Raw genomic sequence first — 15226 nt, forward strand, 5'->3', positions numbered from 1 at the left:
CGATGGCGGATCTCAGCGCACGACAGCACCAGATGTTTCCAGTGCTCAACCATCATCAGGTCGAGACCGCCAAACGCTTTGCCAGCGGCGAACCCAAACGTTTCGAACCAGGTGACTTCGTCTATCGGGTTGGCGATTACGCAGCACCCGCCTGGCTGGTGCTCGAAGGCTCTATGGATGTGTTTCGCCACGAGGGCCTTTCGCATGAGGCACCGATTACCACGCATGGTGTCGGCCAGTTATCAGGCGAGGTCAACCAGCTTTCCGGCCGACCAACGCTTGCCGGCGCCCGCGCCGCCGGTGCGGGCTGTATGGCTATCGCGTTCGATGCCGCTCATCTGCGCGCGCTGGTCATCGGCTCGGCGGATGTCGGCGAGATCATTATGCGCGCTTTCATTTTGCGCCGTGTCGGCCTGATCGATGCGGGGGCAGGTTCCGTGTTAATCGGAACCGCGGGCAACGCGGCGCTGGCGCGTCTCCAGGGATTTCTTGCCCGCAGTGCTTTTCCCTACATCGTGCTTGATGCCGCCGCTGAGGGTGAGGGCCGTGCGCTGATCGAGCGTTTGGGCATCCTCGCTTCCGAACTTCCCCTTATGGTTTGCCCAAACGGCACGGTACTGAAGAAGCCGACCGACGCGGAAGCCGCAACATGCCTGGGCATGACCCCAGAGCTTAAAGCCGGTAAAGTTTACGATGTCGCTGTCGTCGGCGCGGGACCTGCGGGATTAGCCACTGCCGTCTATGCAGCATCCGAGGGCCTCGACGTCGTCGTTATCGACGAGCGTTCCGTGGGCGGACAGGCCGGCGCCTCCTCACGCATCGAGAACTATCTGGGTTTCCCCACAGGCATTTCCGGCCAAGCGCTGGCCGGTCGCGCCTATAATCAGGCGCTGAAATTCGGCGCGGAGATGGTGTTGCCGGTAGAAGTCAGCAGTCTGGTCCCACACGAAGACGAGCGCGGTGCGCTAAGGCTCGAACTTTCCGGCGGCAAGGCGGTGCGGGCCCGTAGCGTGGTGATCGCATCTGGCGCCCGCTACAGGCGGCCCAATGTGGCCCAAATCGAAACCTTCGAGGGCAACGGCGTTTCTTACTGGGCTTCGCCGATCGAGGCCAAGCTCTGTGCCGGAGAAGAGGTCGCGCTGGTTGGCGGTGGCAATTCGGCTGGCCAAGCAATAGCCTTTCTCGCACCACAGGTCCGGAAACTGCATCTCGTGGTCCGACGCGCTCTGGAGGCGACGATGTCGCAATACCTGATCGACCGGATCAAAGCTCTGCCAAATGTGGAACTTCATATGAACTGCGAAGTGAACGCTATCGCAGGCGACGCCGCAACCGGCCTGACCTCTGCCGTCGTTCGCAATCTGCTGGATGGGAGCGAACGGCAACTGCCACTTCACCATCTGTTCCTGTTCATAGGAGCCGATCCCAATGCGGGCTGGGTCAGCGACCGCGTCCACACCGACGACAAAGGCTTCATTGTTACTGGTCAATCCTTCGACAAACGCTGCAGTTTCATCCGCAATCCATTACCGCTGGAAACCAGCCTGCCCAACGTGTTTGCCATCGGCGACGTAAGGGCTGGATCAACCAAGCGGGTCGCTGCTGCCGTCGGCGAGGGTGCCGCCGTCGTCTCGCAAATCCACGCGGCGCTGAGCTTCTCCCGCGTACCGAGGTAACCCATTCACCGTTTTCCCAAACTCAAAAGATCCGCAGATGAATGCTGGCGGATCGATTGAGTTCTGTGAGGGCATCCGGCCGGTAATGAGAGTGCCGATGCACCAAGCTGCCTGCCGCAAGCAGCCATCACGCGACCTATGCCTTTATATTCTGCCCAATAACCTTGCAAAATCGCCTGTAACGTCCCAGCCGGGTCTGTAGCCGGGTACTTCCCCGAAATGAACCGTGTCATCGCATTGGGCGATTAAGAAACGCCATCCTACAAGGCGCGCCAGTATGGATACGTCGTTCAGCCCGAAAACCATAACGCCCTCAATTGCAGCCGGTTTCGGCCGGCAATAGTTCGGCCCGTATCCGTTCCAAACGGAGTCAACCCTTACGCCTTGAAGGGGCCTGAACTTTCGACGCATCTTCGCCAAATCCTACGGAGGGGTTTGGCAATCAACCTTAAATTCGAATAGACCCTCACCCATGCTGGACGCCAGCCAGATAATCGCCGATTGTCTTCCAGTCTCCTGCCCGAGCCGTCGTCGCTACATAGCCATCCGGGCGTACGACACATATACCGCCGCCTGCCAACGGGGCGCGCACTTCAGTCTCCACTATCTCTGCGTGCCGCTGCACGAGCGCTTTTGCTTCACCGTCCTCGTGAGCATGGATCGCAAACCGGGGGGAGTTGCCCGCGCCGTACGGGAAGTCGTGCTCGATACGTTGACCGGGACGTGGCAGCTTCAACTCCTTGTTCATCTCACCGTTCAAGGGGCTGTCCGGATATCCCACCAACAGTTCGGACAGACGCTCAGCGGCCGTGTGCTGGACGGCAGTCAGGCCGAAAAGATGGTGAAGTACGAAATTCCGTGCCGACTGGGCAATGGGATTGGCCACCAGACCAATCCTGAGCATGTAGCCAGAGTCCTTCAAAACCTGTGCGGCATTGGCACTGCGTTCAGCACTGTAGCTGTCCAAAAGACGCTCGCTGTTTCCGCCGTCTTTCTCGACGAAGGCAAGTTTCCACGCAAGGTTCACCGCATCCTGAATTCCAGTGTTCATACCCTGCCCGCCCGCCGGACTATGGATGTGTGCGGCGTCTCCCGCCAGAAAGACGCGTCCTTTGCGGAAATCCTTGACCATGCGTTCGTTCACCCCGAAGCCCGCAAGCCAGTTCGCGTCGGAGAGCTTGATTCCAGGCGCCGCGCGCTCATCGACGATTGCTTGCACTTCCTCGATCGTCGGATCATGCCTCGGCGTTTGGCCGATATCGGCGATGACGCGGTAGCGGCCTCTAGAGATCGGAAAGAAGGCGACGATGCCATGCCGATGCCAGAAGATCGGAAATTCGTTGTTGGGGACTTCGAGGCCCGATACATGAATGTCCGCCAGCACGAAATTGCTCGATATCGTCTCACCGTCGAACTGCAGGCCGAGTTGATGCCGCACCGCGGAATGAGCCCCGTCACATCCGAGGAGCCAACTGGCGCGTTCTTCCTCTATGCGTCCGTCTGCATGTCTCAGGTTTGCAGTGACTTCAGAACCGCTGTCGTTCAAACCGACGAAAGCCACATTTCGGTCGACGGTCACCCCTAGCGAAGCGAGATGTTCCTCGAGAACACGCTCAGTTTCCGATTGCGGGATCATCAGGACGTATTGGAACTGGGATGGGATCGCATCGAACGGGAGACGGGCGAGCGTATCCTTGCCGTCCATGATACGGGCAGCGCGCGTCTTCAGCCCGGCAGGAACAAGTTTTTCGGCGCAGCCACTGCGGTCCAGCAATTCAAGCGTCCTGCTCCAGACGGCAAGGGCCTTGGACTTCTCCGTGCGCTTAGGAGCGGCGTCGATGATGCGGACAGGGATTTTGTAGCGGGTCAATTCGATTGCCATCGTCAGGCCAACAGGGCCAGCTCCAACGATCAGGACCGTCGTAGACATGTCATTTCTCCTCGAATCTGCGTTGCGTTGTGGAAAGCATCTCGAATGCGTTAGCGAGGGCGTCCGTGGCCCGGGCCTCGCCCTGCGGCCTTGTCGTTGCGAGATCGATGACCGAGAGGCCAACGAAAAGTGCGTGGATCAAATCGATGTGTGACCGATCCGCCGGCAGCCCAAGCTTGGACATCAGGTTGCCAAGCTCGGCGATGAAGCCCTCGGTCAGTTCATTGAAAAGCAAACTCAATGCAGGTTCTTTATCGGCGGCCTGGTTCAGTGCCACGAGTACTCTGGTGTTCTCGTGGCGAACGATGTTTGCAGCGATCACAGCAATGGCTTGGGTAACAGACGAAACGCCGTCGACCATCTTCTTAGCCACGGCAAGTTGGATATCGATCGCATTTCGCGCGACCGCAGCCAGCATGTCCGTGCGCGTCGGAAAGTAATATGTGAGGTTGCCTTGCCGCAGTCCGGCACGCGCCGCCACTTTTGGCTGAGTGAACCCCGCGAGGCCGTCCTCCCTGAGAATGGCCAAGCCCGCGTCCAGAATCGATTGCCTGCGATCTTCCATAAAATGCCCCATGTGTGTAAACATACATACAATCGCACCTCTGCCCTGTCAACGAGACTTCTTTTCAGCTGTTCACGGATAATGCCTCAACCGGCGCTGAAAATGTCATCTGACATGTTGACCAAATCAATCGCCTTGACGGAATACGAACCTTTGACACCTCCCTTGATTTGATTTCTCCAGGCGCCTGAAATCTTTCAGGTCGCGCCGCATAAGCACGCGCACGGACCACTGTAATTGAATTCAAAAAATGCTACTTAGGATTGTTGACCTGACCGTCCCGGATTATCTTCACGCGGATCCAAATTGCCATCCCACCCCGTTCAACACGACCACTCGAAGGCTCCAGCTATCGGCGGGATGACTCCCAATTGTCTTCCTGTTGACTTCCAATTATCATACATGATACCTCCAAACGACAGGAGAATTAGCGTGTATCAGCGCCTCATCGAACCCCGTGTAAAGCAAGCTCTCTCCGACACTCCAGTCGTGCTGATCATTGGCCCCCGCCGGTCGGGAAAGACGACTCTGGCCCGCAACATTAGTGACACAGGTGCCACCTACATCACGCTCGATGACCAGACTGCGCTTGGTGCCGCCCAAGCCGATCCGGTCGGATTTATTCGCGGCTTGGATAGAGCGATCATCGATGAGATACAAAGAGCGCCAGAGCTACTGCTCGCTATAAAAAAGTCAATTGACGAGGATTACCGGCCCGGCCGGTTTTTGCTCACCGGTTCAGCGAACGTACTAACCCTCCCCCAGGTTGCAGATAGCCTGGCGGGCCGGATTGAAACGATCAAGATGTTACCACTCGCCCAAGCGGAAATCCTTGGACGGCACCCGACTTTCCTAACGAGACTTTTCGAGTCGAGCCTGAAAGTAGATCATGAACCGGTCGTCGGCAAAGAACTGATCAGCCTTGTTCTTGCCGGTGGATTTCCCGAAGCTATCAGTCGTTCGACAGAGCGCAGACGACAGGACTGGGCTAGAGCCTATCTCTCATCCGTTTTGACGCGGGATCTCCGCGACATTGCTGACGTGGCGAGGCTAAGTGAGCTTCCAAAGTTTGCGCGTCTACTGGCCGAGCATTCAGGTCAGTTGGTCAACTATTCTCAGCTTGGGGGAGGCATCGGCGTCAGCCACAAGACCGGTCAACGCTATGTCGGCCTGCTCGAGCAAGTATTTTTGGTCGATAATCTGCAGCCGTGGTTCACGAACGCCCTCAAGCGCATCGTTAAAACTCCCAAAGTTCATTTCGTCGATTCCGGTGTCCTGGCAACGAGCCGCGGGCTGACCTTTGATCGGGTCCTGCAAAACAAAGGTGAATTCGCCGCCTTGCTGGAGAGCTTCGTCTATGGAGAGGTGGTCAAACTTATGACCGGCTCAGACCTCCGACTTAATGCCTATCATTTCCGCGACCAGCAGATGAAGGAAGTCGATATTGTGCTCGAACGCGACGATGGGACAATCGCGGGTATAGAGATCAAAGCAAGTGCCACGGTTCGATCAAACGACTTCGGGGGTCTCCGGACCCTGGCGGAAACCTGCAAGGACAGGTTTTCGTGCGGTATCGTGCTCTACGACGGTGAGGTCGTCATCCCTTTCAGTGATCGTCTCTCGGCTGTTCCGCTTTCCTGCCTCTGGTACTGATCAAAGGGTAGATTGGAGCCGCAACGAAGATGCGTACCGCCTCTCAATGCGTTCAATGCTTTAGGCGTCGGCTCCATCCCCCCATATAGCGTATCACCGCCTGCCAAACCGCTCATGATGTCGCTTGCCGCCGTGCCACGGGCGCGTCAGGGACCTCAGCTGAGCGCAAGGCAGTAGGGGATCGTGACGGACCTCACGTCAAAGCCGGTGCTCAGCCGCATCCAGGTTACAGCCATGTCACCCCAGTCTCAAACGGAATCAGTGTTAGACCGCGACCGATATAGGGTTCGGCTGTCAGTGGATCGACAAGTCCGACGCCGGTGCCTGCCGCGACCATGGCGCAGATCGTTGTCGAGTACGGTGTCTCCATCACCACCCTCACCTTGACGGGAGCCTTAATGGAATTTCCTCTTTTGCTGCGGCCGAAAGGATGCGACTTATCTGCCAACCGTCCCGCTTAGAGAAGTGACATGAGCGACATTTCCCAGCCCCCCAGGATCAACCGTGGCAGCCTTCAAGAACTCATAGGGGGCTTGAGCGACGGCATCATACTTGTCGAACCGGAGGGACGCATCGTTTGGGCGAATATTGCCGCGATCGAAATGCACCGCGTGGACGGGATCGATGACCTTGGCGGCGACGCAACTGGCTATCGCCGGAATTTCACGCTGCGGTATCGCAACAACCATCCGCTGGAGGAAGGCCAATACCCGATCGAGCGCCTCTTGTCCGGCGAGACGATCGACGATGTCACGGTCGAGATTTCTCCTTCAGGCGATCTTGATCTGGTCTGGGTCCACACTATCCGCAGCATGGTCATTGCCGATGCCGGCGACAAGCCGGATGTGCTGGCGCTGATCCTGCGCGATGAAACGCCCCGCTTCGAAGCCGAGGAGCGGTTCGAACGTTCGTTCAATGCCAATCCCGCGCCAGGGCTTATCTGCCGCCTCGAAGATCATCGCTTCATCCGCGTGAACCAAGGCTTTCTGGAGATGACGGGTTTCGCCAAGGAAGATGTCGTCGGAAAGACCGTGGAAGCCGTCGGCCTGTTTTCCAACTGCGAGACGGGCGAGGACGCACTGCTGAAGCTGGGGGAAGGGCGGGTGATCCGCCACCGCGAAGCGCTAGTTTCGCTCCCCGAGGGTGGAGACAGGCTGGTAATCGTCGCCGGCGAGCCGATTTCCGTGATCGAAGAACCCTGCATGCTTTTCACCTTTGCGGACCTCGATGCCCGCCGAAAGGCCCAGAACGCGCTACGGCAGAGCGAAGAACGGTTCTCCAAGTCGTTCCGGCTTTCGCCAGCTCCAGCCGCCATATCCCGGCTTGACGACTTTGTGTTCACGGAGGCCAACGACGCGTTCCTGCAGATTTCAGGCTACAGCCTGACAGAGGTCGTCAGCCGGACGGCGGGCGAACTTCACCTTTGGGAAGACATAACAGCGCGGCGCGCGCTGGAGCAGAAATTGCGCGATAACACATTTGTGCGCAATGAGCCGCTGCGCATGAAGCAGAAGGACGGCGGTATGGCCGACTGCCTCGTTTCTGCCGAGAGGGTTGAGATCAATGACGAGCAATGCGTGATCTGGGCTCTTCAGGATGTCACCGAACGCAGGCGCAGCGAAGCGCAACTGGTCGAGGCCATCGAAAGCGTCATGGCCGATACGTCCTGGTTCAGCCGCTCGATTGTTGATCGTCTGGCGACACTCAAACACGGATCCACTGCCGCACCAACCGCACAACTGATGGAACTCAGCGACCGGGAACGCGAAATCCTCGGGCTGATCTGTACCGGCCAGAGCGATGAGCAGATGGGAGAAACCCTTCATCTGTCGAAGAATACGATTCGCAACCACATCGCCTCGCTTTATGGAAAGATCGGCGTCAACCGAAGGGCTGCAGCGGTGATCTGGGCGCGTGAACGCGGTTTTACGGGCGGTCCGGAAGCGAAGCCGCCAATCCGGCCCGGCAAAAAATAATCGGGAAAATAGCACTTATTCCTCAAAAAAGGTCATTTCCTACTAGGTGCAATAGTACTTTCCAATCTGAAAATCTCTCCCAGGCGCCGCTATCTCCAACGTCATGACACCGGCACGACCGGCGTCAGATGTTCGAAACGCTCTGCGTGGAAAGGCTAAATTATGGACAAGAACCGTATCGAAGGTGCCGCAAAAGAATTGAAGGGCACGATCAAGGAAGCCGCAGGCAAGCTGACCGGGAACTCTAAACTGGAAGCCGAAGGCAAGGTGGACAAGGCTGCCGGTGAAGTACAGAGCGCTGTCGGCAAGGGAAAAGACGCCGTCAAGAACGCCGTGAAATAGGCATCTGGTCAGCAGCCCGGCTTGCGACAACAGGCAAGCCGGGCGTTTCCCAGTGGAGGCAGTCACGATGCTCTTACTCCCGTTCTCCGCCCAGTTGGCACCGTTCCCAAACCATTGTGCCACCAGTGCCGCGCTCAGATGCCTGTTTGCCTATAGCCGTGAGCTGGAAGACAGTCAGATTGAGGTCGAGGTTGCTGACGGCGTCATCATCCTGACAGGCAGTGCGCCGTGTGATGCAGCTGTGCGCAAGGCAGTAGGGATCGCGACGGACCTCACGTCAAAGCCGGTGCTAAACCACATTCAGGTTAAGGCCACGTCACCCACCGCCTCACCGGAGCCCTGAAGTGCCATGGCCAGAGCGGCCGCCCCCGCTTTATTTGGAAAAGGACATATCGATGAAGAAAACACTCATTCTCGCAGTGGCAAGCACGCTTGCTCTGGTCTCCGTCGCTTCAGCAGCAAACATGCATCACACCAAGAAGCAGCATGCGCAGCAGGTTGCCTCGCAGCCGAAGGAACGGCTGGGAACGCTGACATGCGAAGTGGCCGGCGGCATCGGCCTTTTGATCGGATCGAGCAAGGCGGTCGATTGCCAGTTCAGGCAGCGCACCGGCAAGGTCGAGCGCTACACAGGCACGATCGGCAAGCTCGGCATCGACGTTGGCGTGACGGGCAAATCCTATCTTAGCTGGATTGTCGTCAACACCGCACCCACAAAGGTCGGCCAAGGCAGCCTTGCCGGCACCTATGTCGGTGCATCCGCTGGCGCGTCGCTGGGTGTCGGCCTTGGCGCCAACGCACTGATCGGCGGCAATTCTGAGAATTTCGGCCTCCAGCCGCTGAGTGCGGAGGCGGGCACGGGTCTGAATGTGGCGGCCGGCGTTTCGCGCCTGCAGCTACGTAGAGCAAGCTGAATCACCAAACAGTCACGATGCGTTGATCTCTTTCGACCATCCAGCGCAAGACCAACGCAGCGCGGGTGATCTCTATATCGAAACGCATTTCACAACAGCAAAGTGCCGCTGTGGAACAAAAACTAAAATGGCGCATTTAAGCGCTCGCGAACACATCAACGAAAGGAATCGGTTATGAGCAGCACGAGTGACAAGGCTTCCGGCCTCGCTAACGAAGCAATCGGCAACATCAAGCAGGGCGTCGGCAAGCTTGTCGGTAGCGAGAAACTGCAAGCCGAAGGTAAGCTTCAGGAAATCAAGGGCGAAGGTCAGCAGGCTCTTGGCGACGCCAAGGATGCCACCAAGAAGGGCGCGGACGCCGCCTCGGACTACATCAACAAGAAGCTCTGACCTTCTGCAAATTGTCGCAGCACGGGGCGGTACGCCCCGTGCTCGCTGCGCCCACCGCTTGGGACGCTTTCTCAAAATCCAGGAAAATCTCATGACTGAATCCGTTGGTGTTTCCCGCCGCGCAGATGTTGCATATTCTGCCCATCTATCTGACACTGCATTCCTCAACAAAGTGTCGTGGGGGGCCGTCTTTGCCGGCGTCGCCCTGGCTCTCTGTATCCAGTTTATGCTGAGCCTCCTTGGCGTTGGCATAGGTTCTGCTGTTATCGATCCCGCAACCTCGGACAATCCGGCGGCAAGCACCTTCTCGATCGTCAGCGCCATCTGGTTCGTTGCCGCCGGCATGATTGCAGCATTCTCTGGAGGTTACATCGCCAGCCGTCTCTCTGGTCGCCCGAGCAAATCGACGGGTAGTTATCATGGCTTAGCATCCTGGGCTGCGACAACACTCATCATTCTTTACCTGTTGACGACGTCCCTGAGTGCGATCGTAGGTGGTGCATTCAGCGGGATCGGCAGCCTCATTGGCGGCGTCGGCCAGACAGCGACGACGGCTGTAACGGCAGCTGCACCGGTGGTCACTAACGCGAACAATCCCTTTTCAGGCATTGAGCAGCAGATCAGGTCGGTTACGGGCGGCAACGATCCGCAAGCACTTCGTGATGCTGCTGTAGCAGCGGTGCAGGCTGCGATCTCTGGCGACCAGGCACAGGCAGAAGATGCCCGTAACCGCGCCGCTGAGGCACTGGCGCGAGCACAGGGTATCCCCGTCGATCAGGCCAAGACGCAGGTCATCCAGTATGAAGCGCAATACAAACAGTCGATGGAGGCAGCCAAGCAGAAGGCTATTGATGCGGCGCAGGCCACCTCCAAGGTCGTATCAACCGGCGCGATACTCGCATTTTTCGCCCTCTTATTCAGCGCTATCTCAGCTTGGTTCGGTGGAGCGGCTGGAACGATAAATGCCGCGCTCCGGACCGAAACTTTGGACCATATTCACAACTAATGCGTTTAGTTGATTGGGCTGAGCCGTCGGCAGTAACAATGCTGGCGGCTTATCTTTTGGTCTATTGGCATATCTTGGAAAGAGGTGGTCGAGACATGCGCCCAATGCAAGCTGTTGATCCGATCGCTGTCAGCCGCCCAATGGTGTTGCACTGATGCCATATTTCAGTAGCGTGGAAGAATAGCCAGGTCCGTCGAACGTCAACCTCTAGCTTGAGAGAGGCCGCTCAGGTCATCCCAGGCTCTAAACGGCTTGGCAATCCGGACGAGCTGGTGCGGATCGTCGTTGGTCGTCACGCCGCGGAAATGGCCATCGCATCTCCCTTCGGGTAGATCGAGTTCGGCGATTGAAGATCTTCATAGACAACCTGCTGATCCCCGGAGTTGCCGGGGTGAACAACGGACGCTGTTTCCACCGACAAGGCAGCGTCCGAGGCCCTAGATCTCTTATAGGATGGCACAGCCGAGGTGTCGTACCATCACGACGGCGCCCAATACATCCCGGCGATGGGTCGCAGCCAGGAGTTCGCTTTTGACAAATTTGATACTGATACTCGGCGACCAGCTCTGTCCGCAGATTTCCTCGCTGGACGGCGCAGACCGGGAGCATGACGTCGTCCTCATGTGCGAGGTGATGAGTGAGGCAACCTATGTCGGCCACCACAAGAAGAAGCTCGCCTTCATCTTCTCCGCCATGCGCCATTTTGCCGAGGAGCTGCAGGAAGCCGGATATCAGGTCCGCTATACGAAGATCACCGACAAAGATAACGCCGGCTCCTTCACCGGTGAGGTGAAGCGCGCCGTCAACGACCTGAAGCTCAAATCGGTGTGTGTCACCGAGCCCGGCGAGTGGCGGGTGCTGGAAGAAATGAAGCTCTGGTCCGAAACCCTGAGACTTCCTGTCGACATTCGTCCCGACAGGCGTTTCCTGTGTTCTCATGAAGAATTCGCGCGCTGGGCTGACGGTCGGAAATCACTGACGATGGAGTTCTTCTATCGCGACATGCGGCGAAGGACCGGGCTGTTGATGCAGGGTGATGAGCCTGTCGGTGGCCGATGGAATTTCGACACCGACAACCGCAAGCCCGCCGAGCCGGACTTGCTGCGACCGCGACATCTCCGCTTTGCGCCAGACAAGATCACCACAGATGTCCTTCAGATCGTCGAGAAGCTGTTTCCAGAGAATTTTGGCATGCTCGCCGGCTTCGGTTTTGCAGTTACCCGAACTGATGCGGAGAGTGTTTTGGAGAGGTTCATCGCGGATTTCCTGGCGAGCTTTGGCGAGACACAGGATGCGATGCTCCGGGACGACCCGTTCCTCAACCATTCCCTCCTGTCGTTCTACATCAATGCCGGGCTGCTCGATGCGCTCGCTGTATGTCGCGCCGCGGAACGCGCTTATCTTGATGAGCGTGCGCCGATCAACGCTGTCGAAGGCTTCATCCGCCAGATCATCGGTTGGCGTGAATATATGCGCGGTATCTACTGGCATGCAGGTCCAGTTTATGCTGACAGCAACTTCTTCGAGAACACGCGCCCCCTGCCCGCGTTTTACTGGTCGGGCAAGACGGACATGAATTGCTTATCCGTTGTGATCAATGAAACGATCGAGCATGCCTATGCCCACCACATTCAGCGGCTGATGATCACCGGCAATTTTGCGCTGCTGGTCGGCATCGATCCCAAGGCCGTGCATGTCTGGTATCTCGAAGTTTATGCCGACGCCTATGAGTGGGTGGAGTTACCCAATGTGGTTGGCATGAGCCAATTCGCTGACGGCGGCTTTCTCGGCACCAAGCCTTACGCGGCAAGTGGCAACTACATCAACCGGATGTCCGACTACTGCGGCACCTGCCGCTTCGACCCAAAGAAACGGGTGGGCGACAATGCTTGTCCCTTCAACGCTCTCTATTGGGATTTCCTTGCCCGCAACAGAAACAAGCTGAGAGCGAACCGCCGCCTTGCCCAGCCCTACGCTACCTGGGACAGGATGGACGAGGGCACTCAACGTGCGATACGCCGTCAGGCGGCAGGGTTTCTGGCAGATTTGAAATAAGAACCTACGACTTTGCAGGGCGTAACGGGGAGTAAAGAGCTTTCATGCCGAAACATATCAAGAAAGCCGATCTTCCAGCCAAGACTTGCGCCGCCTGCGGCCTACCCTTCACGTGGCGACGGAAGTGGGAAAAGAACTGGCGTGAGGTCAAATTCTGTTCGGAGCGATGCCGTCGCACCAAGTCAGCACCCAAATGACCGCGCCTGCGCCGACAATGGTTTGGGGTATACTGCTAGCTGCCAACGACCTCCTGTCGTCCATGGGAACTGGATCCTATGATGCCTGACATGTCTTCGCTACCCGACCGATACTCCGTTCTGTTGATCGGCGCGAGCGGAGGGATTGGTTCAGCCTTGCGCCAAATCCTCGCCAACGACCGGCGCTGCGGCGAGCTGGTCGCGCTTTCACGCAAAAATGACGGTTTGGACATTACCGATGAGGCCGCAGTAGTACGGTCTAGGGAAAGACTTGCGGCCAAAAGATTCCACTTGATGATCTGCGCGACGGGTGCATTGACCATCGATGGCATCGGCCCGGAGAAAGCTCTCCGGCAGCTCGATCCGGACGTAATGGCGGCGCAGTTCCGGTTGAATGCAATCGGGCCTGCTCTCGTGATGAAGCACTTCCTGCCGCTTCTCGATCGCAGCACCCGCACGATCTCTGCATTTCTCTCTGCAAGGGTTGGATCGATCGGTGACAATCGTCTTGGGGGATGGATTTCCTACCGTTCGTCGAAGGCGGCTCTCAACCAAATCATCCGCACCGCGTCCATTGAGCTGCAGCGGACGCACCCCGGCGCGATTCTTGTCGGCATTCACCCTGGGACCGTCGAGACCGGCCTTTCCGAACCATTCTCGCGTGGGCATGACCGGATGAGCCCCCAAGACGCAGCATCGAGGATGTTGAATACGCTGAATGCTGTAAACGCTGATGAGAGCGGTACCTTCATCGCGTACGATGGCTCACCCATCCTTTGGTAGCAGACTGGTATCGTGCGCGCAGAAAGATTCAGAGCGATTTGTATGAGCGGAGCTTCGGCATCCATGGCTAGGCTCAAGCATTCAATCGGTAGATGCCGCTCGCCTTGAACCGATTCGAACCACCGTCAGGTCATTCGAGATCGCCAAGCGCCTCCAGCTTGGTCTACCACTTTTCGGTGTATTGCGTTACTTTGTAACTCGAAGGTCCCCTCTGTGTCACCACCGGAGCGCGACGGCATAATACCCTGAACAGGAGAGACTGTTTTCGAGAACATCGGGTTACGTATCCCTATCACATTACAACCTCGTTGATTCGATAAAACTTCACCGGCCAGGTATCTGCGAGAGCAGCGCGTCAATGCCGGCCTGGGCGCATTCGGCGTCCTGAGCTGGCGATCCAGAGCTAAAGCCAACCGCACCCACGACTTCGCCATCAATCAACACTGGTATGCCTCCTGCAACCACCAGCAATCGGCCACCGATAGCAGAATGGATCCCGTAGGCCGGTTTGCCTGGCTGACTTGCTTCGCTATAGCTTTGCGTCGTGCGCTTTGCCCCGGCTGCCGTATAGGCCTTGTCCTGCGCTATGATCGTGCTCGTGACCTTGCCTCCGTCCATCCGCTCGAAGGCGATCAGCTGGCCGGATTCATCCGTGATGGCGATACACATCGGAACACCGATGTCTTCTGCCTTTGCGCGCCCACCAGCGATGAGATTGCGAGCATCTTCCAGGCTCAGTCTCTTGATTGTCAGCACGATTTTTTAAGTCCTCGACTTAGAAGTTTGCGAAAAAGCCGGTCTGGTCTCGGGCCGCATTTCTGCGAGGAATGCAAGAGCCGCCGCACCCACAAGGCCCGAGTTCTGGCCAAGCGCCGCCCGAATGACTTGCACGTTGTTGAAGGCCGGCATGGCCCAACGCGCAATATAGTCCTGAATGCCCGGGTAAAGCCGGTCGAACTCATGGGAGAGCCCGCCCCCCATGACAACAATATCAGGACTGAATATGTGGATGAGGCTCGTGAACCCGCGTCCCAGGACTTCGGCTTCCTCTTCGATCAGTTTGTTGGCGAAAGCATCGCCCTTCCTGGCTGCAGCGAAGACGTCACGGCTGTGAATCTCGACGCCGTTCCTTCCGAGCGCCGTTTCAGTACACGACAACGCCCTCGTGCAGGCCCGCAGAGCAAAGGCGGTTCCAGGTCCGTACGCTTCAAAGCATCCCCTGTTGCCGCAAGGGCAAAGTTCGCCATTCGGCATGATAGACATGTGGCCGATGTGACCAGCCATGCCCTTGCGGCCGCGCAGCACTCGACCGTCCGTGATGATGCCGCCGCCAATCCCGGTGCTGACGGTCACAAAGATCAGGTTGTCGTACCCCCTGCCAGCGCCGAACTGCCACTCCCCGATTGCTGCGGCGATACCGTCGTTTTCCAGGCTGACGGGATAGGCAAAGCGCTTCTGCAATTCTGCCTTGAGCGGAAAGCCGGCAAAGCCGGCCAGAGTCGGCACATCACTTGCGACCCCCGCGATCGTATCGACCGGTCCAGGCGTCGACACGCCGACGCCCATGACAGACAACTGCGCCGGGGCCGCCAGGACCTGTTCGGCCAGATGGAGTATCTGGTCGAGGACACGCTCAGGGCCGGCCGCCGCATCGGTCCGATCGTCGGCTTGGGCAAAGACGGTTCCCTGTTCGCCGACCAGGGCTGCGCGAACCTTCGTCAAACCATGTCTCGAGATCG

16 protein-coding genes are annotated in these 15226 nt (G+C 57.8%); 11 read left to right on the plus strand and 5 right to left on the minus strand.

Going from position 1 to position 15226, the window contains the following annotated elements; translation table 11 throughout:
* Positions 1–2 precede the first annotated feature (2 nt).
* On the plus strand, positions 3–1676 hold the full coding sequence (locus tag R6X40_RS23620; protein ID WP_318416587.1) for an FAD-dependent oxidoreductase: 1674 nt from the start codon (positions 3–5) through the stop codon (positions 1674–1676).
* Positions 1677–2142: 466 nt separating this feature from the next.
* Here the strand turns inward: R6X40_RS23620 and R6X40_RS23625 are convergent, their stop codons facing one another.
* Together R6X40_RS23625 and R6X40_RS23630 are read right to left on the minus strand one after the other, a co-directional pair.
* On the minus strand, positions 2143–3606 hold the full coding sequence (locus R6X40_RS23625; protein WP_318416588.1) for an FAD-dependent monooxygenase: 1464 nt from the start codon (positions 3604–3606) through the stop codon (positions 2143–2145).
* Position 3607: 1 nt separating this feature from the next.
* Positions 3608–4195 carry a TetR/AcrR family transcriptional regulator gene (locus R6X40_RS23630; protein WP_318416590.1) on the minus strand — a complete coding sequence of 196 codons (588 nt, stop codon included), beginning with the start codon at positions 4193–4195 and terminating at the stop codon, positions 3608–3610.
* Between the two features lie 378 nt (positions 4196–4573).
* On the opposite strand from R6X40_RS23630, the gene R6X40_RS23635 reads away from it, so the two are divergent.
* Positions 4574–5824, plus strand: a complete 1251-nt coding sequence (locus R6X40_RS23635; RefSeq protein WP_412178448.1) for an ATP-binding protein — start codon at positions 4574–4576, stop codon at positions 5822–5824.
* Between the two features lie 226 nt (positions 5825–6050).
* Here the strand turns inward: R6X40_RS23635 and R6X40_RS23640 are convergent, their stop codons facing one another.
* Positions 6051–6197 carry a hypothetical protein gene (locus R6X40_RS23640; protein ID WP_318416595.1) on the minus strand — a complete coding sequence of 49 codons (147 nt, stop codon included), beginning with the start codon at positions 6195–6197 and terminating at the stop codon, positions 6051–6053.
* 97 nt (positions 6198–6294) lie between these two features.
* Between R6X40_RS23640 and R6X40_RS23645 the strand changes: the two genes are divergently transcribed.
* The 9 genes from R6X40_RS23645 to R6X40_RS23685 all read left to right on the plus strand — a co-directional run bounded on the left by R6X40_RS23645 (position 6295) and on the right by R6X40_RS23685 (position 13487).
* Positions 6295–7800, plus strand: a complete 1506-nt coding sequence (locus R6X40_RS23645) for a helix-turn-helix transcriptional regulator (RefSeq protein WP_318416598.1) — start codon at positions 6295–6297, stop codon at positions 7798–7800.
* Between the two features lie 162 nt (positions 7801–7962).
* Positions 7963–8142: a CsbD family protein gene (locus R6X40_RS23650; protein ID WP_318416600.1), complete on the plus strand. Its 180-nt coding sequence runs from the start codon at positions 7963–7965 to the stop codon at positions 8140–8142.
* A 67-nt stretch (positions 8143–8209) separates the two neighbouring features.
* Positions 8210–8485 (plus strand): BON domain-containing protein, encoded by a 276-nt coding sequence (locus R6X40_RS23655; protein ID WP_318416602.1) that lies wholly within the window; start codon positions 8210–8212, stop codon positions 8483–8485.
* Positions 8486–8537: 52 nt separating this feature from the next.
* Positions 8538–9056, plus strand: a complete 519-nt coding sequence (locus tag R6X40_RS23660) for a DUF992 domain-containing protein (protein WP_318416605.1) — start codon at positions 8538–8540, stop codon at positions 9054–9056.
* A 174-nt stretch (positions 9057–9230) separates the two neighbouring features.
* Positions 9231–9446 (plus strand): CsbD family protein, encoded by a 216-nt coding sequence (locus R6X40_RS23665; protein ID WP_318416607.1) that lies wholly within the window; start codon positions 9231–9233, stop codon positions 9444–9446.
* Between the two features lie 91 nt (positions 9447–9537).
* Positions 9538–10452 carry a PhnA-like protein gene (locus R6X40_RS23670; protein ID WP_412178454.1) on the plus strand — a complete coding sequence of 305 codons (915 nt, stop codon included), beginning with the start codon at positions 9538–9540 and terminating at the stop codon, positions 10450–10452.
* Between the two features lie 531 nt (positions 10453–10983).
* Complete coding sequence (locus R6X40_RS23675; RefSeq protein ID WP_318416611.1) at positions 10984–12507, plus strand: cryptochrome/photolyase family protein; 1524 nt, start codon at positions 10984–10986, stop codon at positions 12505–12507.
* Between the two features lie 44 nt (positions 12508–12551).
* Positions 12552–12704, plus strand: coding sequence for a DUF2256 domain-containing protein (locus R6X40_RS23680; protein ID WP_318416614.1), 153 nt, complete (start codon positions 12552–12554; stop codon positions 12702–12704).
* Positions 12705–12782: 78 nt separating this feature from the next.
* Positions 12783–13487 (plus strand): SDR family NAD(P)-dependent oxidoreductase, encoded by a 705-nt coding sequence (locus tag R6X40_RS23685; protein ID WP_412178449.1) that lies wholly within the window; start codon positions 12783–12785, stop codon positions 13485–13487.
* 324 nt (positions 13488–13811) lie between these two features.
* Here R6X40_RS23685 and R6X40_RS23690 read toward each other — a convergent pair whose 3' ends face one another.
* Together R6X40_RS23690 and R6X40_RS23695 are read right to left on the minus strand one after the other, a co-directional pair.
* Positions 13812–14243, minus strand: a complete 432-nt coding sequence (locus tag R6X40_RS23690; RefSeq protein ID WP_318416615.1) for a heme-binding protein — start codon at positions 14241–14243, stop codon at positions 13812–13814.
* Positions 14244–14249: 6 nt separating this feature from the next.
* A complete protein-coding gene (locus R6X40_RS23695; protein WP_318416617.1) occupies positions 14250–15209 on the minus strand; it encodes an ROK family protein in 960 nt (319 codons plus the stop codon).
* Positions 15210–15226 lie beyond the last annotated feature (17 nt).

This window comes from Rhizobium sp. PL01 (assembly GCF_033447125.1).
Taxonomy (GTDB): Bacteria; Pseudomonadota; Alphaproteobacteria; order Rhizobiales; family Rhizobiaceae; genus Pararhizobium.